The following is a 20,488-nucleotide window of genomic DNA, read 5'->3' as shown; positions in this document are numbered from 1 at the left end:
GCGGTATCGGTAGCGGTGTTGCGACGCTTCGATGACGGAGGAGTGGAACGTCCACGGACGGGTCGAGAATGACGTTGGCGCTCCGAATGGTCTTTTGTCACAGTGGTTTTCCCTCCTCCGCTGCGGGGTTTCGGGGTAGTGGTGGTGGGGTGCTGTAGCGGCGGACGTCGAGGTGGTCGGTTCCGGCGACTCGGGCCAGGGGTGCGGTGGTGACGGTTTGGCCGGTTTGGGGGGCGTGGACGACCAGGTCGGTGCCGTCTGCGTCGCGGCCGGCGTATACGGCGACATGGTGGGAATCGCTGTCGCCGGGAGCGGTGAAGAAGATCAGATCGCCAGGTTGGCGTTGGTCGAACGGCACAGTCTGCGCGGCGGGGTCGTCTTGTTGTGCTTGGGTGTAGTGCGGCAACCGGATTCGGCCTCCCGAGGCCTGGTAGACCGCGTACAGGGTCAGGCCGGAGCAGTCGAACCCGCCACCAGTCGGGCCGCTGATGTCTCCTCCGCCCCAGACGTACGGGGTGCCGATCCACCGCTGCGCGGCGGCCACGACTGCTTGTCCGAAACCACTGGCCTTCACCGGTCCGCCGGACGCCCCCGGCCCGGGCCCGCAGCCTGTGACTGGCTGTCCCGGCATGGTGGCGGGTAGGGACGATGGGTCGATGTCGGCGAACATCGCGTAGAGGCGTCGGGCCAGCTCCAGTTGTGCCGCATAGGCGTTCGGTGCGGACATCTCGACTGCTTGGGCTAGTTCTGCTGAGGACATCGATGTGGCGCCGGTGATGGTGGCGGCTTGGTCGTAGAACCAGTTGATCTGATGGGCCGCGTTCATCAGGGTGGCGATGCCGACGCGTCCCCAGACGCTGACCCGCATCTGGTGCGGACCTACGGAGTCGTGGTCGGCGCCGACGCCGTCGTTGGGGAAACTCAGCGATTCCGGAACGTTGGAGTTCGCCAGGTTGCGCAACGTCGATTCGGTGATCATCGCCGCGAGTTCGGCAATGATCACCGACTCCGTGGCCCGGCGTTGTTTGCCGATCGCGACACCGTTGCGCGCCAACTCCAACTGGCGCTCGTTCAACCCAGCCAGCGACCGCCCGGTCGGGCCCTCGACTCCTCCCGCGAGCACCTGGGTCGCACACGTGTCCGCGGGCTGGATCCCGACGAGCACCGCCAGGAACACGATCAACGCGATGGGCAGCGCCACGATGCCTGTAAGGATGGTTCTGGCAGACGACATCACTCATCGCCGTCCTCCCCCACCTCGACGGCCTCAGCCGCGAACGAGGGCCGCGGGCCGTCGTGGTGTTCTCCAGTCAGGTGGGAGAAGCGGCGGTTGGTGTTGTGGATGTCGCGGGCCCGCTCGGTCGGGGTGAACGTCATTCGGAACGGAACACCAGGAGCGTCGGCTTCACCGGTTTTGAGCAGAAAACACCCTGTGCCGGGCGGAGTTTCGCGCACGCCGGTGTCGTCGAGATGGTCGTCGGTCGGTGGCCGGGGCGCGGCCCAGGAGGTGACCAGCAGCTTCTCTGTATCGGTGATGGATACCGCAGCGCGGAGGCGTTCGATCTCTTCCGGTCCGACGGGGCCGATGATTTTGGCGCGGGCGCGTTCGAAGAAGCCGAGGGCTTTGGCTTGCGCGGCCGGCGAGTCGAAGGCGGCGAGGTCTTTGATGGTGTGACTGCACATGATCAGCCCGGTGCCCAGCGGCCGGTTCAACCGGGTCAGGGCGTCGACGCGGTCGACCATGAACTCCCCCGCGCCCAGCACCCGCCAAATTTCGTCCATGACGACCTCGAACGTGCGAGGCGGCGCGAGGCCGGCGTCGGCGAGAGCGTGGGCGGCGGCGACCGCGCCGAACCCTTCGCTCCAGCACACCATCAACACCGCCGCCAGCAGTTTCGTGTCACCTTCGGGGATGCGAGACACATCGATGCACACGGCCGGGCTGTTCAGATCTAGGGGTGTGCTGGTCTGACGGTCGAATATCTGGCCCCACGGGCCCTCGATCACCGCGCGCAGCGAGCGGCGCAGCACTTTGGTCGCTGCCCGGAACGCGACGTCGTCGTCTTCCTCGGCGAACTGCCGCAGCCGGTCCGCGCCGCCGGAGATCGTGGCCAGCAGATTCGACAGCCGCGGCGGCCGCTGGGGAGTGAAACCGCCTGCAGGGCTGTAGAGTTCGCGCAACCCAGCGGCGATGAGTGTTTCTTCGTAGTCGGCGACGCGGGAGCCGCGGACCAGCTCGATCAGTCCTGCGACGATGTTGACCTGCCCGGCTTCCACCCGCGCGGCGACCTGGCGACGCTGATCCGGATCCGCGAGGTGGTCGATGATGGTGCCGAGGGCGCCGACTGCCAGGGGGTTGATGCTGCCGTGCCCGTAGCCGAGGTCGACGACCTGTCCATCCAAGGCTTCGACCAGATCGCGGTAGTCGGGTTTGGTGTCGCCCATGCACAGCACTGTTTCCCCGGCCGCGACCGCCCCGGTCGCCAGGCGCCGGATCAATGACGATTTGCCGAAACCGTTGAGCGCCAACACGAACACGATCGGCGCGGTGATGAACCCGCGCGCGAACCACGACATCGGGTCGAAATGCACCGGCGCGCCGGTGACGTAATGCGAGCCGACAGGGCAACCCACCACTGGGGCGGTCGCGCCGACCGCGAAGGGCCACAATCCGGCCACCTGCACTGTGGTCGCCCGCCATTCCGGTGTCGCCGGCACCACCGTCGCGCGACCTCCGCCGATGCCGCGGTACCCGCGGTCGGTCAAACCCGCTGCGGGCACCGCGAATCCGTCGCGAACCGAATCCTCCACCCGTCGTGCGGCAGTGACGCGGCGATGATCGTCGCTCGACAGCGCCCAGCGAGCACGCACGGCGGCCAGACCACGACCGGCGGCGGCCGTTTCGGCCGCTGCGCGGGCCGGGGATGTCAATACGCGGATCCCCGCGACGGTCGTCGTTCGCGGTCGGCGGGCCTTCCGGGTCTCGTTATGGATGTTCATGCGTTGAACCGCTTCGAGATTGAGAGGTGTTCGGGCAGGATCAGCCCGATCCCCAGGGATGCGGCGAATGCAGCGGCTTGGGAGCCGTAGCAGCGGCGCACCCGCAGCCGCGACGCCGCGGTCATCGTCCGCACGGAGGCTTCGATGCCCGGCACGTCGGCGTCCAGGACGTCGGTGACGGTGACCAGGACCCCGAATCGGGTGAGACCGGCGCCGCGGGCTTGTTCCTGACGGGCGGCGCGCGTGTTGTCGACGCGGATGGAGGCGGCGGCCGACGCGATCCCGCGTTCGGTCTGCTCGGCGGCCAGCGCGTCGCGGAAGTCGGAGTCGACGATGTCGGTGGCCTCGGCCGCCGAATGTAGGCGGTACACAATCGCGACCCGTTTGCGTGGCACATCCGCGCGCGGGCGCAGCAACTCCTCCAGACCGGTTTCCAGCACCGCGCCCCGCGGCGGGGCGTCCATTTCCCACGTGATGGAGCGGGCTCCGTCGTGCACCAGATGGTCCCAGTGGTCCTCGTGCGCGATCGGGCCAACCGAATCCCACGACTGTGTATCGGTGATCGCCGGGCCGGCCGCTTCGATATCGCGCTGGGCGGCCAGGTCGTAGCGAGACCGCACCAGCCCCAGCACCTCCCACGCCTGCAGCGGCGTGGCCGGCAGCCCCGCTCGGGCCAGCTGAGACAGCACCCCTTGCAGCCGTTGCCCGATCTCGCGGGCCTGCTCAGGCAGATCCTGCCGGGTTTTGCGGGAGGTGCCGATGGCGCGGTAGGTGATGGCGATGCGGCCTTCTGTCCGCACGCCCACTCCGCCGATATCGGCGGCGGCCTCACGCATCACCGCGGCCGCGAACTGCGGCGCATGCGGCCGGACCAGGCGTGCGACTTCGCGGCGTTGCTTGAGATGTGTTTCGGCGACAGTCTCGAGCACCGAGGTGACCGCGACGACCTCACCGCCGCGTGACTGCGAGGCCAGGAAATGCCCGTACTCGCCGACCCAGGCATCGATTTGGGCTTGGTCGACCAGTTCCTTGCCGCGCGGTAGCACCCGCAGCACCACCGTGCAGTGATCGGTGCGACGAATATGGATAATCGCGAACCGCTTCCCGCCCGGTGTCTCCCACTCGGCCAGACGTGAATCAGCCAGCAGGCCAGGCAATCTCGCCACACCTGGGATCCGGGAAAACCGGCCAGACCGATACAGCAGTTCACCCCGCGCTTTCGCCGCCGCGAACTGGACACGCAAGACCGCCGTCTCCCACCCGGACCGGCCATCGACGGTGATGACAAGCGGCGTGAAAACCATTGCGGCGCAAGCAAGCACGATCAGCGTTGTCGGGATGGATCGGGTGATCATGAAGGTGGCCATCACGGTGATCAGCAGGGCCAGCGCGAGCATGCTCACTCCCCACGTCATGCCGAAGAACCCAGCCGAGCGCGGTTTCTCCCATCTGCCGTACATGCGGGGACTGGTCATCGCCGCACCTCCAACGGACCGGGCGCATCGATATCCCAGCTGTCACCGGCTTGGGATCCGACCGCCGAACTCGCCGACTGCACCCCCTGACCAGCCAACTGCGCACCCATGACAGCCGCTCCAGCGACGCCCGCGCCCGCGCCGCCCGCCGCACCCGAACTGCCACCGGCTTGTTCCGCGGGGCCCGCCGACCGGCCCCCGGCTCCCGCCGGTGCGGCCCCTCCGGATGAGGCCCCGCCGCCGGGCGAAGCTCCACCACCACCGGTGCCACCCGAGAGAGGACGGCCACCTCCTGCCCCGCCCGATGGGCCACTCGGGGGCGGGTGGGGACTACCGCCTCCGGCTCCGCTGGCGGTGGCGTTTTCGCCTTCGGTCATCTTGCGGGCCGCGGAACGGTCACCTCCGGCTGCACCCATGGCGATGCCGAGGGCGCCGCCGGCGAGCGCGACGCCTGCCCCTCCCCCGCCGCCGAGGGTGGCCACCGCGGGCGCGACCAGCCGCATCAAGGCCGGCAGCACGATCGTCACCGACAACAACAGGATCATTCCGAGCAACACCAGTTGCGGATCTTGTTGCTGACCAGTGATTTTCGTCCCTGCTGCGGTGAAGGCGATCGCGTAGACGAGGGCACCGACCGGTTTCCACAGCACGAACGCCAGCGACCACGACAGCATCCGCTTGTAGGCCTGCGATCCTGGTCCGGTTCCGGCGGCGGCCGCTGCCAGCGGGATCGCGGCGACCACCAGGATGAGGACGGCTTGGCGGATGACGAGCATCGCGAGTTGAACGAGCATGCTGATCAGGCCGAGGATGGCCAGCACGAGCAGGACGCCGGAGCCGAGGTTGCTGTGATCGCGCAGGTTGTTGTCGACCAACCGCTCGACCGCGCCGTGCAGGTCGCCGCCAGTAGCGTCGTTGATCACCCAGTCACTGAACGCATCTCCAGCTTTCGTGCCGGTAGTGATCAACGCGGAGAACATCATCGAGGCGAACACCGCCCGCGCGAACATGAGGAAGCTTTCCTGCGCCTCCCCCGCGACACCACCACGTTTGGCCATCGCCAGCCGAGCGGCGGCGAACAAGATCCCCGCGATCATCAGCAGCACCTGCAAACCGCTGGTATACCCGCGGATGGCCGCCAAGGCAGGGCCCGGCTCCCCGGTGGACGCCGCTAGCTGCGGAGAGGGTAGGTTGACCCACCACGTCATCACGAATCGGATTCCGGATGTCATGCCGTTGACCAAAGAGTCGACCAAGCTGTCGAATGCGGAGTTCGCGGCGGAGTTGGCGGCTTTGCCGCCGAGTTGTTTCAACGCGCACACCGCGCCAGGTCCGGTGGGCAGGTCGCACACGATGTCCGGCAACTGAGCGTGTATCCCAGTGGCGATAGATGTCGTCATGTGATGGTCCTCCACTCCCCGAAGCCGGCGAGGCTAGAGATGGGATCGCCGGGGTGCCAGAGTGTTTCGATGTCGTCGGGCAGGCGCACTCGCCAGTCGCCGCCGTAGGTCATCGGCAAGGACATGTAGGTGTATCCGTCGCGGGTTCGGGTGGCGATGTCGACGACCGCAAAATCCGGACGGTAGCCCTCGCGGACGCGGATGCCGTCGGGGACGGTGAGATAGCGGGCGGCATCAGGTGTGCGGGTGCGGCTGCGCGTCACCCTGGCGATGAACGCGTCGGTGTCACCGACTGATCGAGCACGAACAACGTTCTGCCACACACCTTCTGGCGCGGCGAGGGTGCGGGCGAGCGCGTCGCAGGCCGCGAGTGCCGCACCTTGCGGGGTGTCGGCGAATCCTGACGCGATCCCGTGGTCGATGACGGCAGGGCCGTCACTCCCGGACGCTGGCAACGCGGCACCACCCCACCCGCGTTGCCACGTCATCCGTGCTGGGGCCGCAGTGAGGTAGTCACCCGACGACGGGTTGGAGCGGGTGGACGGGTCTTGGTTAAGGGCACGTCCTTCGTCGCCGACGACGTCGAGACGGTTTCCGAACAGGTCTGTGGTCGGCGGCTGGGCCGGCGACACAGTGGACGAGGGCCGCGCGGCGGTGGTAGGGGTCGTTGCGGATGGATCAGCGGATAGGGGTTGAGGTACGTCGGTACCGCATCCGCTCAGCGGGACGGCCAGAGCTATCGCGAGGCCGAGCCAGCGGTGGCGCCTATGCGGTGGGGTCGTGGTGGCGGTGTTCATCGGATCGGGAGCAGGATCGTGTCGCTGGGCAGCGCGTTGAGTGCGGTGACCAGTGCGGGGTGGTTCCCGTCGGGGAGCAGAAGTTTCCAGTCGCCGGCCTGCCAGATGACGGTGGCGGTGTTGCACGTCAGCGACGTGTCGGATTGCTGGGTGTAGATCGCGGTGTCGGCGCGGTCTGGGGTGTATCCGGTGATGCGGTAGCCGAGGATCTTCGGTGGCGTGCCGGTGACCGGTGTGGTGATCGACATCTGGGCCCGCGCAACGGCCCAGTCATCGCGCTCCGCGCCGGCGGCGAGCATTTGTTGACCGACGAGGGCCCATTGATCGTCGGGCGCCACGGAGATCCGGACGAGCGCATGGATGGCGGCCAGCGCCGCCCCGGCGGGGGTGTGTGTGAATCCTGCGGCGACCGCGCCGGTCACGGTGTGGGGGCCTTGGTCGGCCATTGGGAGCGAGATGCCCTGGTAGACGGCGGTTGTGGTGTTGATGAGTGCGGCGTGGATGTCCGCTGGCAGTGATGACGTCGTCGGCGGGTGGGTGTGGTCGCCGGGGCCGGTGCAGCTGGTGAGGGTGGCGATGCCGAGCAGCCCGATCAGTGCGGTGAGGCCGGCGTGGTGGGTGGTGTGTGGATTCACTGGTGTCTCCCAAGGGGTTCGAAGTTCAGTGGGTGGGGAACAGGGCGGCGGCGATGCCGCTGGCGGAGCCGACGAGGACGGCGGCGAGCAGGGCGCCGGCGAGTCCTTCGATCGCTTCCTCGCGGTGCAGCCGCCATGCCAGCTGCCAGCCGATCCAGATGGTGCGGGCGATCGCCAGCAGCAGCACCAGCCAGGCCAGCCATCCCAGCAGCTGGGTCAGCGGGGCGAGAACTTTCGGGTCCAGACGGGTGCTGGCGCTCATGGCGCACCGTCGGTGTCGGCGGCCAGCTCGCTGTCCTGGTCGAGCAAGAGCTCGTCGACATCGGCGTGGTAGGCGACATCGAGGGCCGCGACGATCGCCTCGGCGGCCGTGTCCGGGTCGCTGCGTGGCAGGGAGTGCCCGGCGCCGGACACGACCTGCTGGTCGGCCCAGATCTTCTCGGCGAACCGGGTCGATTGGGCGGCTGGGACGACGCGGTCGCGGTCGCCGGTGACCACGAACGACGGCACCGACCGCAACCCGGCGGCGATGTCGGGGTCGAGGTAGAAGTGGCGGTAGGCGTGCATGAGGTCGGTCAGCACCCGCGGATCACCCGGACGGGAGCCGGTGGCCAGCGGAGCCTTGGATCCCAGCCGGCGCGCCGTGCGACGGAATCGTCGTTCGGCCACCGACGCGGCCGCGGCCGCGACAAGGTCGAGCCTGCCGTGGCGAAGCATCTTGATCCGCGCCGCAGCAGCCGTGAAATGCCTCGGCAGGGCGGGGAATTCGGGGAATTCGCCGGTGGCGTTGAACAGCACCAACCCGGACAGGGCGGCCGCGCGCGCCGGGTAGCGCTGCGCGTAGGCCGCAGCGACCATGGACCCCGCCGAGTGCGTGACCAGCACCACCGACCCGGTTGCCTGGGTGAGCACGGCGTCGAGATCGTCGGCCAAATGCTCGAGGGTGGTTTCGACGCTGCGGTGGGGGCGTCCCGAGCGGCCGTGTCCGCGTTGGTCCCAGACGATTTGAGCGATCTGGCCGTCGAGGCGATCGTGGACCTGCTTGGTCAGCGGTTGCCACCAGCTGCCGTCGCACAGCAACCCGTGCACATAGACAACGGTCGCTGCCGCGAACGTTGGCCCACAACGATCCCCGGCCAAAGTGAGCCCGTCGCTGGTGGTCATGGCCAATGGGGAGGTGTCGGCGACTGGCATAGGTGTGAATTCCTTTGTTTCAGACTCGAGTACTTGTTGAGATGGTTGGAGTCCGACCGTTCCGCGGTGTCGGTCACGAAGGTGCGGTGCATCGAAACTCGCTGGCGCGTCGGTTATTTGGCGACGATTTGGGTCATGATGGATCCGGCGCTGGTGGCGATGATCCCGCCGACGAGGGCGCCGAGCACGATCTTGGGGCTTTCCACGGCGCCGCCGTGCCAGCGTTCCCACCCGAATTTGCCGCCGGCGTAGATGAGTGCTGCGATTCCTGCGAGCATGACTGCCCAGGCGAGCCAGTTCACGACCTTGGTCAGCCCCTCCGAGCCCGGAGGCGGTTGTGGCGTGATCGGAATCTGTTGGGCTAGAACAGCGATACTGTCGACGACGATCAAGGTCATGACGATCTCCTAGGTGTGGAATCGGCTTGGATCGGCCGAGTGGCGCCGATGAGAGCGGTGATCGCGGCCCCGGTCCGGTAGACGCCGAGGGGGACCGCATCACCCAGGTGGGCGCGCCGCGGTGGCGGCGGATCATTCGGCGTGTAGGACGCGAGGTCGTCGAGTTCGTGGGTGAGCAGTTCGTCGTACCACTGGACCGACCACATCGCGCCCCCGACCAGGGCGCCGACAGTGCTCCGATAGCGGCGCACCGCCAGCGGGACACGACCGGGCCGCGGCGGCACCAACACCAGCCCGACCACGATCACCCCAGGTGGCGTGAGGCCGGCGTGCCATTCGCGCAGCCGGTCTGCGGCTGCGACCAGGCCGGGCAGGCAGTCGCGGGCCGCGACCACTACTCGCTGGGTTGTCACAGTGGCGGCCGGCCATGCGAGCCCGGTGTCGGCGGCGTGCGCCCACCAGCGAGCCAGCGTTGAGGTGCCGGCACCGCCGTGGGCGCCGAGCACCGCGAACAGCGGAGGGTACGGGCCGGTGACCGGCAACGCTGAATTTCTCACCGGCGCGCGACGTTCCGGTTCCGGTCCTGCGACAGTGGTCGGGTCGAGTCGTCCGTCGGTGGCCGTGTCCTCGGCGTGTGCGGCGACGGCGGCGGTCATGGTCCGGCCTGCTTTTGGATGTTGGTGATCCGCAGGCCGGCACCGTCGGGGCGGGTGTTGATCACTTGCAGGTAGTCGGTGCGGCTACGGTCGGGATGTTGCTCGACTAGATGGACGTTCGCGCTACCCGCGGCGATCGGCGTGATCGCCACGCAATAGGTGCTGCCTGCTGGGATCGAGGCGATCCCGGCGGCGAGCGCATCAGCGGCCACACCGGCCTCCGGTGCCACGACCCGTAAGGCGGCGTCCGCGCTTCGGAGCCGGTAGTAGGCGTTATCGAAGAAGGCCACTACCCCGGCGACCGTCCGTGGGTCACCGTCTTGATCGGTGACCGTGGCGCCGGTGAGTCCTGCGCACGCCCCGCCATCAGCTGCGGCGTTGCTCGAGGGCGGGGCCGCGGTCCGTGTCGGAACTACGGTGTTTCCACCGGAGTTTGCGACCGTCAGTGCGCCGATCAGTACGGCTACGGCGGCCACAGTCACCGCCGCCCCGACAACTATCCACATCCGCGCGGACGGCAGACCCAATCGCGGAGGCTCCGGTCCCGCCACCTGGGGGGTGCGATGGATGTCGTAACCATCTGGATCCAGTTGCGCGGGCTCAGCTTGCTGCTCTGCTGAGGGGTCGGCTTCGAGCCAGCGCCATTCGTCGCCTGCACGGTGCGTGGTGTTCGTGGATATGTTGTGTGGCATGGTGGTTCACCTCCTCGACGTGGATGGGTGAATGGATGGGCCCTTCGGCGGAGTCGGCCCGCGAGGAACGAACTGATCTCTCTGGCGCAGAGAAACCGTCTCCGCCGAAGGGGTTCAAGGACTCGGCACGGCAGGGGGAGGGGTTGCCGTGCCGGTCCGCTCAGGGACGGAGCCGGACGTCGCCGGGGAGGTGGGCTCCGTTGTGGTGGTGGCCGGTAGTGGTGTTTCGGTGGTGGGGTGGGTGGCGGCGAGGTCGTGGGCCAGGGCGGTGAACCAGTCGGCGACCGCGGCGAGGGCTGGTGTTCCGGTCGGGGTGGCGGGGGTGCTGGTGTAGGCGGCGTGGTGGCCTGCGGTGTCGCTGTATTGGGTGTAGGTGGCCAGCTGGTAGAGCTGGTTGTCGTCGGTGACGGTGGAGGTGATGGCGTCGAATGCCTGGTTCACCCAGCTCAGCGCGGTGTGCGGTGGAATCAGGTCGGCGACAGCGCCGGCGAGTTTCGCGCCGAGGATCCCGAGCGCGGCGGCGGGGTTGGCCAGCCCGATAGTGGCCAGCTCGGCGATCGTGGCCGGGATGAATATCTTCTGCGCCACCGAGACCACGGTGTTGAGTCCGATCGTGCCGATCCGGAACAACGCGGCCAGCGCGTCGTCGGGGCCGGGCATCGGGGTGCTCGGGTCCGACGCCTCCGCCAAGCGTTGCCCCAGGGGTTTGGCGGGTTGGTAGCTCAGCTCGTCCAGGCTGTTGCCGGCGATGTCGTCGGTGACAACGCCGATTGCCGTTTTCCAGGTCGTAGCCGCCAGCGCCTGAGCAATGGTCGAGATGGCGGCGACCGGATCACCGAGGTTGGATTGAGCGGCAATGTTTTTCACCGTCTGCGTCAGTGGCGAACCGGCGGGGGCATCGCACGCCAGATCACCTGGCACGCAGAGGTCGGCGACTCGACCGGCCAATGCCCCGAATCCGACGTCCTCGCTACCGTTGGCGCTGATGCCGGTGCCGTTGCGCGATGTGTTGGCGAAGTGGATAGACGCGACCGCTGCTCCGGTGGTGCCGGGTGCTGGTGCGGGGGTCGTCTGTTCCGGGCTGCCGGGAAAAACGTCGCTGCCAGCTCGCGCCGGGTTGGCCAGCAGCGCGATCCCGGCGATGGAATCGGCTTCCACGGTGGCGGTGTTGTCGCCGACGCGGTGGGCGACATCGGCGACGGCAGCCGCGCCCTGCCCGTAGCCGACCGCCGCGATCTTCGTTGTCGGGCAACGATGTACGACGTCGCTGGCCTCGGATTCGAGCCGCTGCGCGGCGCTGGTGGTGGCCAGGCCGTAGGGCTCGGGCTCGCCGGTCTCGCTGGTTCCGTAGGGAATGTAGAGACGCTGGATCAGGTCCCCGGCTCGCGCCTCCAGGGGTGTGAACAGTTGGCCGAGAGCGCCGGTATCCAGAGTCGGTGCGGTGTCGGTCGCCGACTCGCCCGGCCCCTGGACACCGAAGACAAACAACACCGGGCACCGGTCCCCGATCGGCACCTCCGGATCAGCCGTCGCTACCTGGACGCCGCCACCAGCGATCAACGAGACCCCCACCGCTGTCACGCACACCCGCCGAACCAGGTTCTTGCAGTCGACTCTTCGGAAGTGCCGAGTACTGCTGCACCGCATTGCTTTTCACCCCTCGCTAGGTCGGCTGAGGTAGTCGGCCAGGTGGGCGACGGTTTCGGTGATGGCGTCGCGGGCGGTGTCGAGGTGGCCGCGGTCGTAGTTGCGCCAACTCACCTCGACCCCGCCCTCGCGGTAGGCCGACAGCAGACGGGTGCTCTGTCCGATCGGCACCAGCGCGTCGCGAGCACCGTGGTAGAGGTGCACCGGCACGCCCGGTACCTGGTCGACGGGGATGGTTTCGCGGGCCAGGACGTAATGCCACATGGGATCGGTCCACGGCTGCGCGCGATCGCACCAATGCTCGATCGGACGCCGATACTGCGCGAGCAGCATCGGGGCACTGCGGGTTTCGGCTTCGGCGATAACCTGTCGGCCGTCGGCCGAGAGCACGTGCCGCAGGGGCAGATGGTGGTAGGCGCGCGACAAGCCGATGAGCCCGGCCAGCACGAGCGCGGAAAACGGACTGGTGTTCAGCGTCGCCGCCAGCGCGCCGGGAACGGTGATGGCCGCACCGGCCGCAATCCCGCGCAGGTCCACCTCTGGTGCGTAGGAGCGGTGCAGCTGCGCCGCGACGGTGACCGCACGGGCGCCGTCGGCATACCCCCACGCCACTACCGGCGAGCCTTGCGTGTTCAGTTCCTGGATCGTGGCGGTGGCGCGGGCGAGGTCGAGGGCGTGGTGCGCTGCGGCGCGGGCGGCGAGGAAGGTGTGCGGGCCTTGGCCGATGATGCCGAGGTTTTCCCCGTCAGGGACAGCGACGAACCAGCCGCGTTCCAGCGCCGCGGTGATCGGTGCGGTGTCGGGTTCGGCGCCGATGGCCAGCAGCCGCGACGGCGCACAGGGTCCGCCGAGTCCGTGGAAAGCGGGGCAATACAGCAGGATCGGACCTGGTCCGAGTTCGGGATCGGTGTCGGGGGCGATCACGATGCCGGAGGCCGTGGTGAGTTCGCCGTGGGTGTCGGTGGAGGTGTAGAGCAGCTGCCACGCGGCGCCTGCCCCGGTTAACGCGGGTGTGTCGGTGGGGCGTATGCGCAGGATACGGCCGGGCTCGATGGAGCCGTGGCGGGTGGGCGGGGTGTAGAAGTCGGTGCCGGTGTCGTTCATGACTGGTGTCCTGCGGCGTCGTGGGCGAGTGCGGTCATCCAGGCGACGCCGGAGCCGAGTTCGCCGCTGGCGAGGTAGCCGTTGTGGCGGGCGACGGTGTCGCCGTAGTGCAGCCACACCGCCGGGTTGATCAGATCGGCGTTGTCTGCCACCAGCTGGCCCCAGGCGGCGGCGACTTGGCCGGCCAGCTTCGGCACGATGCCGAGCGGGTTCGCCGCCGCTGCCGCGGTGATCTGATCCCATCGCTGGGCGGCTGCCTGAACCTGATCCGTGCCCGGTGCGGGGGTTCGGGGGTCGGCGGCGTCGATGAGTCTTTGCGCCAACGGTTTTCCCGGTAGGTAGTCGGCGTTGCCGGGGTCGGTGTGGAAGTCCTCGGCGAGCACCGTGGTCCATGCTCGCCCCATCGCCGTCGAGAACAGTCCGTTGATCGTCATCAGGGCAGCGATGGGGTCGTGCAGGTCGGCTTGGGCGGCGATTTCCGCGGCGACGCTTAGCAGGGCCGCGTGGTCGGGCGCCGAGCACGCCAGGTCGCCATCGGTGCAAATATCAGCGACACGACCGGTCAGCGCGCCGTAGCCGTTGCCGTCGGTGGCGATGCCGCTACCGGCCGCGGGCGGGTTGAGGATCTGCACTGCTGCGACTGCGGCGCCCGGTGTACCCGGTGCGGGGTCTGGCACCGTTTGTCCGGGCCGGCCGGGAATGACCGGGGAGTTCGGGAGGCGGTCGGGGTTGGCGTAGAGCGCGATCCCGGCGATCTTGTCCGGCGCGACGGGCCCGTTGCCCGCACCGACCTGCTGGGCGAATTGCGCCATCGCCTGCGCACCTTGCGAATACGCCACACCGGCCAGCAAGGTGTCGGGGCAGGCGGCGACGATGTCGGTGGCGGCAGCGTTGATGCCGTCGAGCGCTTCGCTGGCCGACTCTGCGTACGGTTCCGGTCCGCCGCCGGGAACGATGCCGCCGAAGCCCGCTGGGTACGGAACTGTGCTGTGCTGCACCAGATTCGGGACCGCTGCCTGCACCTGGCCGAGCAGCGCCCCGACCACTCCGGTGTCCGCGCTCGGGTCCGGAGTCGATTGGCCGGTGCCCTGGATCCCGATCACATAGAGGGCCGGGCAGCCGGGACCGATCGGCACCGCCCCCGCGGCAGAAGCTAGGCCGGTCACCGTCGCGGCGCATGCTGTGCTGACAGCGATCGCGGCCAGGGTTGTCAGGGTACGGGTTGTGGTGGTCACGGCTGGCCCACCCCGACCCCGGCGCCGAAACCGGCTCCGACGGTGCCGCCGGCCAATGCTCCGGCCACCGCTGCGGGGATGCCAGCGATGGCCGCCCCCGCTACCGCACCGGCCGCGGCACCGATCGCCGTTCCCGCGACGCCGGAGGTAACGGTGCCCACGACCGGGACCGGCACCACGGTTCCTACTGCGGCACCGGCGATGCCGCCGATGGTGCCACCGATCAGCCCGCCCACGACCGCACCCGCGGCGGCGACCGGTGCGCCGGCCGCGACCGCGCCGGCCGCACCGCCGATCCCGGCGCCGGCGAGAGTTGCGCCGCTGACCCGGTCCGAGCGCCCTGCCGGGATACCGATCGAATCCAGAGCGGTGGCGACCTGCGCTTCCGCACCGGCTGCGGTGTTGTTGATGCAGTCACGTACTTGGGGTGGAAGCCAATCCGGTGCCGGGGCCTGCCATTGACCGATACGAATCGTGTTGTCCGGCGGCTGAATCGGCGCGACGGGCGCCACCGGCTCGGGCAGATGCAGGTCTTGCACCTGCACCGGCGGGGCCGGGTCGTCGGCGGGTTCGGGGCGCGGGGTGGACCCGTTGCGGACCTCGGGTGGCTGCTCGACATACACCGGCTGCGGCTCGGGCGCCGGTTCCGATTGAGGTTCCGGCGCAGGCGGCGGCGGTACAGGTGGGGGCGGCGGTGTCGCGGTGCCGGGCTGGGAAGGGCTGGTAACGCCAGGCTGGTCAGCGATCGAAGCCGTAGATGCACCCGCCGGGCCGGCGCACGCGAGTGCGATCAACAGCGGGACAGCACCGGCAACCATGAGCGACGCAGGTCGGGACTTCCCTGTCTGTGACCGATCCGGCCCTTTGTAGGGTGCCGCGGTTCTTCTCTTGGCGTTTCTGAATCCTGTTTTCGGCATGCCGAATAAACCCTTCGAACGGAGGGAGGGAAAAGGAAGGAATGAATGAATGATGTGGCGTTTCGGGGATCAGCGCCCCGGCGTCGTCAACGCCGACTGAACCGGGGCGCTGATCCGGCGTTTCAGCAGCTCAGAGGAACGGAAGAACGAGCGAGAGCACCTGGGCGGCGATCGTCAGTCCGTTCGAGACTGCCGCAGAGCCGGTATCGATCCAGGAAAGAACGACCATCGGATCCACAATCAATTTCCCTTCGAAGCAGGAGCAGTTGCCCTACCATCAAAACGCGGAAAATTGTGATTCACCAGGCGTTGAAGGGATGGAGTTTTTATATATATCCGCGCCATCCCCACAAAGAGGTGGATTTACCTGCGACAGCGGCGAAAATTGATACTCCCAGTATCCCTCGAAATTTTTCCCGCCCATCGCCGATTGGTGAGCACCACGTCGTGAACACCGCCGTTGATCGGCCTCGAGCGTGCCTCTTCGCGAGCAAGACCGCTGGTTATTTGTTGCTGCCATCGAGGGATTCTGGTAGAACGAAAGCGCTCGGGGGAGAAAGTATTTCACCAATTCCTGCATTCGCCGGCACGAAAGTGTCTTCGTTCGAGGGGGTTTCATGACCACCACCACACCCGATTCACCTGACGCTCGACAGCCACCGGATGTGCCCCGTTTGGCCGGTGATGTGCCGGTTCGAATTCCCACCCTCGGGCCCTGGCTACGGGTGATGCGCGAACACCGCGACCTGACCCGCGATCTGGCCGGCCAATACACACACGTCAGTGCCACCTATCTCAAGTCGGTCGAGGTTGGTTCGGCGACTCCGCGCCGGGACACACTCGACAAGATCATCACCGGTTATGAACTCTCACCCACCCAGCGTCGCCACACCATCGACTTGTGGGAACCCGCCGCAGTCCTGGCTCCATTGGACGAGATGCGTGAGCGTATAGCGACTCCTGGTCGCCAAGGGGAGTTGGCGACATGGGACGCCCGGGCGATTGCCTGTGGCTTCTGCGATCCCCTGTGGAATGTCGTGGCAGCCAACCAGCAGTTCCAGAGGCTGTTTCCCGGCCTGGACCTAGCCGAGAACAACCTCGCCATCTGGCGCTTCTCCTCGGCTGACGAATCGTGTCGCCAGGGCCCCGAGGAGGACGCCCAGTTCTTCGTAGCGACTCTGCGTGCAGCATTGGGCCGCTTCCGCGATGCGCCGGAGGGAGCCCGGTTTCTTCGACGACTCGCCGGCAGTGCCCGATTCGCTGGGCTGTGGCGTAGCGGTGTCGAGGTCGCCTACGACGTGGGTCCGTCTCCGCGCCGCTGGGGCGACCGGGATGACCTGGTAACCGTGCAGGTCACCGAGCTTGTCGAGGAACCCGGGGTTCGCTTGTTCTTGGCGTATCGATCCCGCACTGGCGAGCATCAGAGCGCGGATGGCGTTGGGGTGCAGCCTGTTTCATAGCATGCGGAAGGTGCCGGTGTGCCGACTGACGAGCCCCCAGACACCACGGATTTTGAGGACGCCGCGGATGCGGTGGCGGCCCCGCACGAGCCGACCTACCCGGTCTCTGTCGGCGCTCGCGCTCTGCACAAGTCCGAAGCATGGTATTGGCGGCAGCTGAAAGCAGGCGCGCTGCCGGGACATTGGGCCAGGCGAACATGGTTTCTCACCGCGGCCGACATCGCCGCCGCCATCGAACACACCGCCACCACGCGATTGCAGCGGCCTACGTCGCCGCCCGCGCCGCAGCCCCGGCGCCGCCACAGACCCCCGCGATGGCGTGTGCGCCACAGGCGAGCGTGGCCCGGAGGGAAGACCGCCAGGCATCCGCCTGTTCCCTCCCGGGCCACGTTCACGTACTCACCGGCGCCAACTCTGGCCCCGCGGGGGTGAGCTGGCCCTGCCACCACCCGACCCGGGGCGGAAACCGCAACTCGGAAGCGGTGAACGCATAGTCGAGGGTGTTTCCCGTGCCCGGGTTGGTCATGCGCGCGCCGTAGATCAAGTCAGCGTTGGCGGGGCGTGTGGTCCACAACGCTTCCCATTCCGGCACCCGGTCGCAGACCTCGAGCAGACGCTCCCGCTCGCATTCGGGCATCACGTACTCTATCAGCGGCGCGGCACCCCAGATCAGGCCGTGCGCGATCGTGCGCCAGCCCTGCCCGAGCAGCTGCCGCGTCCACGGGTCGGCGACCAGCCACTCGTAGATGCTCACCCCGGCGCGCAGATGCATCAGCGACTCACACGCCTGGTTGGCGGCCACAATGCGGCCCATGACGGTATTGAGGATGAACACCGGCACCGTGACCGCCTCGATAGCGCGAAGCTCCAGGTCACAGGGTGCACTGTCGTCGGACCGAAGCCGCCCCTCCTTCGCCGAAACCAGAAGCCGGACGTTGTTCTCCTGAATTTCAAGCGCTCCCAGCACTTTTCGGAGGTTGTCGTCGACGAGCCGACGCTCATCGCGCTCTATCGCCTTGATCGTTCCCGCTGCCAGCCCGACCCGCCGGCCCAGCTCGGCTCGATCCAAATCCAGCTGCTTCCTGCGCTTTTCGACGAACGCTCCCAGGTTTCCGAACCTCGCCGGTACCGTCACGGTCTTACCTCCCCGTCGATCGTGTGGAGCAACCGGCCACAAGTTGTGGCCGCTGCAACCGTTGACCCCCTGCACTGTGCCCACAATGCTAGGGCTAGATCGCAAGCGCATACAGGCCGCAACCACACAATCCGGTGTGACTCCGGTCATGAATACACAGGGGTATATGCGTTTCGGCTGCCACATCGTCGAGGCATGCCGTCGTGCAACACATTTGGTTAGAAAGCGCCCACGGCGCAATGCGGGAGGGAATTGAATGATGAGTCCAGAGCGCCGGGAGTTGTTGTCATCCGACCTCGACCGCGGCTACCGGGTCGCGTCGCAGGTCAGCGACGCCGCGAACCTCATCCAGACCTACGCCGAGACCGCCGACGACCTCGAATTGGCGGCATTTGTTCGGCAATTCGCCGTGCAGCTGCGCACCGAATGCATGCTACGCGACCGCGCCGAATTACTCACCGCCAAAGAACCGCCCATGTCATGGGCAGAATTCAGCGCTCGCCACCGCACCGACACCAACGAGCGGCGTTGAAACACCGGTGATCGGTTACGGTCGAATGTGCGCGAACTCTATGAATATTCATATTTCAGATCCGGTCGAGACGGCGTCGGGGAGAGACGGAGACAGGCGGGTGAACCGAGTACGCGGCCACACAGACGGCAGGCACCCCCCCAGACGTACCCGACGCGCCCGCGCAGCCGCACAGGTGGACATGCCGAACCTGCACATCTGGTTGGATCAGCTACGCCAAGAGCGAGGCTGGTCACGCGAGATCGCCGCTGCTCGCGCCCGGATCAGCACAGCCTACCTGTTCAAGATCGAACACGGCCGGTCCGTCCCCAGCATCGACACCCTGGCCAGCATCGTGCAAGGCTACGACCTCGATCCCGCTCAACGTCGCCACACCTACGACTTGTGGAACCCGCCCCGGCGGCTTCCGGCCGACGACGAGCTACGGCGCCAGATCTCGACACCGGAAGTCAACGCCCATCTCGCCCATCTGGATTCCGCGCGCATCCTCTGCGCCTACACCACTCCCCTGTCGACCGTTCTCGCCGCCAGCGACCGCCTACATGACGCACTGCCCGGCCTTCGCCGGGCCGGCAACAACATCGCCCTGTGGTTCTTCCAGCCCCGAGCACGCGACCTGGTCGTCGACTGGCACGACGAAGCACCTCACGTGGTCGCCGCGCTCCGCGCGGCCATCGGCCCCTACCGCGACAGTCATCATGCTCGCGCCCTGCTGAACACCCTGGCCCCCAACCCCCAGTTCGCCGAACTCTGGACCACACTCCCCACCACCGTCAGCTACGGCCGCCAGTCCGGCAAACCGATCCTCCTGCGGCACAACGGATCTACCGACACGGCCGCAATCTCGCTGCAGATCAGCGAGTTCCACAACCCACACGCCATCCTCGTCGCCTACGCCATCAGCAACGCCAACGCGGGCTGCAAGTAACAGCCTGTGCCACAACAGTTTCCGAGGCGGAACACATGCGCGTTTTCATGACCGGAATCGCCCACATCACCGGCGACCCCCGACCGATCACAACAATAGAACCCATCTCCGCCGAGCCAGGATTGGTCGACGCCCTGCACGAGGTCGGACTCGCCACCTACCGTCACGCTCGCGACTCACCCATCAACATGGCCGCAGCCTGCATCGCCGGAACACTCGAGCAATCGCGGATGCCGGCGTCCGGGATCGACATCTTGATGCTCGCCTCCTCCACCATCGGGTTCGGCCAAATCGAAAACACCGAGCTCCTGCAGCTGAGCGAGCGTTTCGGCCTCGCCCGTGCCACCCCGATCGGGGTCTCGGCCGCCGAATGCGCCAACTTCGGCACTGCCCTGCATCTCGCCCGCACCCTCGTCGCCTCGGGCGAAGCCCGCACCGTCCTGCTGGTAACCAGCGACGCCTGCACCACACCCGAGCAACGCCTGCTCCGCCAAGTCAACTCCGTCGTCAGCGACGGCGCCGCATCCTGCCTCGTCACCACCGAACCCGCCCGCATCGAAATCCTCACCACCGCCACCGCCACCAACCAGCTCATCCGCGCCGCCACCAACCCCGACGCCATCGCTGCGCTCACCCGCCGCACCCTGCTCGGCCTTATCGATGACGTGTTACTACGTACGAACGTCGACCGCGACGAGATCCGGCAGGTCATCACCAATAACATCAACACCGAAGCGCTGCGATTCATGACCTTGTCGGCCGGCCTCGACCATAACCTCTGTTATGCCGATAACGTCGCGGACTTCGCTCACGTGCACTCCGCCGATAACCTGATCAATCTCCAGACCTATCTCGAAGACGGCGCCGCGCCCGACCAGATCGTCCTCACCATCAGCCACGCCTTCGGCACGTGGGCCCTCGCTCCCCTCCTGATCCGCTAACGAAGACCAAGACCTCGACCAACCCTAGGAGTCGGACGGCTCGACCTTCAGTAGTCGAGGTCGCGGTAGCTCGCCAGTCCTTCCAGATGCGGTCGATGTGTTGGTAGACCGGGTCAGTTTCTCGTTCGCCCCGTTCCACTCCACTTCGAGTAACAGCAAACTCGCAGTTCAACGGGATGTTCGATACGGCGGAATCGATTAGATCAACCCGCGATCACCGATTCCTGTGTACCTACAGAACGTCGACAGAACGTCGCGGAATCACCGGCGATGAGCCAACCTCCGAACCGCTGGTCAAGCGATTTGCGAGTCTTCGCCCGTTCACCGCCGCCGCCGTGGCTT

20 protein-coding genes are annotated in these 20,488 nt (G+C 67.4%); 4 read left to right on the top strand and 16 right to left on the bottom strand.

Going from position 1 to position 20,488, the window contains the following annotated elements:
- Window positions 1-97: 97 nt before the first annotated feature.
- The 15 genes from NK1_RS36115 to NK1_RS30135 form a co-directional block, all read right to left on the bottom strand.
- A complete protein-coding gene (locus tag NK1_RS36115) occupies window positions 98-1,234 on the bottom strand; it encodes a C40 family peptidase (RefSeq protein ID WP_157104516.1) in 1,137 nt (378 codons plus the stop codon).
- Window positions 1,234-2,931, bottom strand: a complete 1,698-nt coding sequence (locus NK1_RS30200) for a putative type IV secretion/conjugal transfer ATPase (protein ID WP_157104515.1) — start codon at window positions 2,929-2,931, stop codon at window positions 1,234-1,236. Before NK1_RS30200 ends, NK1_RS36115 begins: the two co-directional genes overlap by 1 nt.
- Before the next feature lie 65 nt (window positions 2,932-2,996).
- A complete protein-coding gene (locus NK1_RS30195) occupies window positions 2,997-4,475 on the bottom strand; it encodes an SCO6880 family protein (RefSeq protein WP_063014233.1) in 1,479 nt (492 codons plus the stop codon).
- Window positions 4,472-5,875, bottom strand: coding sequence for a TrbL/VirB6 family protein (locus NK1_RS30190; RefSeq protein ID WP_157104514.1), 1,404 nt, complete (start codon window positions 5,873-5,875; stop codon window positions 4,472-4,474). The genes NK1_RS30195 and NK1_RS30190 overlap by 4 nt, the downstream gene beginning before the upstream one ends.
- Window positions 5,872-6,507, bottom strand: a complete 636-nt coding sequence (locus NK1_RS30185; protein WP_157104513.1) for a DUF8175 domain-containg protein — start codon at window positions 6,505-6,507, stop codon at window positions 5,872-5,874. Before NK1_RS30185 ends, NK1_RS30190 begins: the two co-directional genes overlap by 4 nt.
- 161 nt (window positions 6,508-6,668) lie before the next feature.
- Complete coding sequence (locus tag NK1_RS30180; protein ID WP_063014227.1) at window positions 6,669-7,307, bottom strand: DUF8175 domain-containg protein; 639 nt, start codon at window positions 7,305-7,307, stop codon at window positions 6,669-6,671.
- Between the two features lie 25 nt (window positions 7,308-7,332).
- Window positions 7,333-7,569, bottom strand: coding sequence for a hypothetical protein (locus NK1_RS30175; protein WP_063014225.1), 237 nt, complete (start codon window positions 7,567-7,569; stop codon window positions 7,333-7,335).
- Complete coding sequence (locus tag NK1_RS30170; RefSeq protein WP_084461794.1) at window positions 7,566-8,501, bottom strand: alpha/beta fold hydrolase; 936 nt, start codon at window positions 8,499-8,501, stop codon at window positions 7,566-7,568. The genes NK1_RS30175 and NK1_RS30170 overlap by 4 nt, the downstream gene beginning before the upstream one ends.
- A 113-nt stretch (window positions 8,502-8,614) precedes the next feature.
- Window positions 8,615-8,899, bottom strand: a complete 285-nt coding sequence (locus NK1_RS30165) for a hypothetical protein (RefSeq protein ID WP_063011854.1) — start codon at window positions 8,897-8,899, stop codon at window positions 8,615-8,617.
- Window positions 8,896-9,555 carry a CpaE/TadZ family protein gene (locus NK1_RS30160; protein ID WP_063014221.1) on the bottom strand — a complete coding sequence of 220 codons (660 nt, stop codon included), beginning with the start codon at window positions 9,553-9,555 and terminating at the stop codon, window positions 8,896-8,898. Before NK1_RS30160 ends, NK1_RS30165 begins: the two co-directional genes overlap by 4 nt.
- Window positions 9,552-10,061 (bottom strand): DUF8176 domain-containing protein, encoded by a 510-nt coding sequence (locus NK1_RS36400; protein WP_501193612.1) that lies wholly within the window; start codon window positions 10,059-10,061, stop codon window positions 9,552-9,554. Before NK1_RS36400 ends, NK1_RS30160 begins: the two co-directional genes overlap by 4 nt.
- Before the next feature lie 300 nt (window positions 10,062-10,361).
- Complete coding sequence (locus tag NK1_RS36110) at window positions 10,362-11,738, bottom strand: cutinase family protein (RefSeq protein ID WP_063906150.1); 1,377 nt, start codon at window positions 11,736-11,738, stop codon at window positions 10,362-10,364.
- A gap of 162 nt (window positions 11,739-11,900) precedes the next feature.
- Window positions 11,901-12,998 carry a lipase family protein gene (locus NK1_RS30145; protein WP_063014218.1) on the bottom strand — a complete coding sequence of 366 codons (1,098 nt, stop codon included), beginning with the start codon at window positions 12,996-12,998 and terminating at the stop codon, window positions 11,901-11,903.
- Window positions 12,995-14,233 (bottom strand): cutinase family protein, encoded by a 1,239-nt coding sequence (locus NK1_RS30140; RefSeq protein WP_167354325.1) that lies wholly within the window; start codon window positions 14,231-14,233, stop codon window positions 12,995-12,997. The genes NK1_RS30145 and NK1_RS30140 overlap by 4 nt, the downstream gene beginning before the upstream one ends.
- A complete protein-coding gene (locus tag NK1_RS30135) occupies window positions 14,230-14,856 on the bottom strand; it encodes a hypothetical protein (protein WP_063014216.1) in 627 nt (208 codons plus the stop codon). Before NK1_RS30135 ends, NK1_RS30140 begins: the two co-directional genes overlap by 4 nt.
- Window positions 14,857-15,767: 911 nt before the next feature.
- Between NK1_RS30135 and NK1_RS30130 the strand changes: the two genes are divergently transcribed.
- Complete coding sequence (locus NK1_RS30130) at window positions 15,768-16,610, top strand: MmyB family transcriptional regulator (RefSeq protein WP_084461790.1); 843 nt, start codon at window positions 15,768-15,770, stop codon at window positions 16,608-16,610.
- Between the two features lie 391 nt (window positions 16,611-17,001).
- Here NK1_RS30130 and NK1_RS30125 read toward each other — a convergent pair whose 3' ends face one another.
- On the bottom strand, window positions 17,002-17,745 hold the full coding sequence (locus tag NK1_RS30125) for a helix-turn-helix domain-containing protein (RefSeq protein WP_063014209.1): 744 nt from the start codon (window positions 17,743-17,745) through the stop codon (window positions 17,002-17,004).
- A gap of 256 nt (window positions 17,746-18,001) precedes the next feature.
- Between NK1_RS30125 and NK1_RS30120 the strand changes: the two genes are divergently transcribed.
- The 3 genes from NK1_RS30120 to NK1_RS30110 all read left to right on the top strand — a co-directional run bounded on the left by NK1_RS30120 (window position 18,002) and on the right by NK1_RS30110 (window position 20,146).
- Complete coding sequence (locus tag NK1_RS30120; protein WP_146098726.1) at window positions 18,002-18,277, top strand: hypothetical protein; 276 nt, start codon at window positions 18,002-18,004, stop codon at window positions 18,275-18,277.
- A gap of 181 nt (window positions 18,278-18,458) precedes the next feature.
- Window positions 18,459-19,205 carry a helix-turn-helix domain-containing protein gene (locus tag NK1_RS30115; RefSeq protein ID WP_167354324.1) on the top strand — a complete coding sequence of 249 codons (747 nt, stop codon included), beginning with the start codon at window positions 18,459-18,461 and terminating at the stop codon, window positions 19,203-19,205.
- 35 nt (window positions 19,206-19,240) lie between these two features.
- On the top strand, window positions 19,241-20,146 hold the full coding sequence (locus NK1_RS30110) for a hypothetical protein (protein ID WP_084461786.1): 906 nt from the start codon (window positions 19,241-19,243) through the stop codon (window positions 20,144-20,146).
- The last annotated feature ends 342 nt before the right edge of the window (window positions 20,147-20,488 follow it).

Source organism: Nocardia kruczakiae NBRC 101016 (genome assembly GCF_001612965.1).
GTDB classification, from domain to species: Bacteria; Actinomycetota; Actinomycetes; order Mycobacteriales; family Mycobacteriaceae; genus Nocardia; species Nocardia kruczakiae.
Note: the sequence above shows the minus strand (reverse complement) of the source record. Positions and strands in the feature narration are given on the sequence as shown.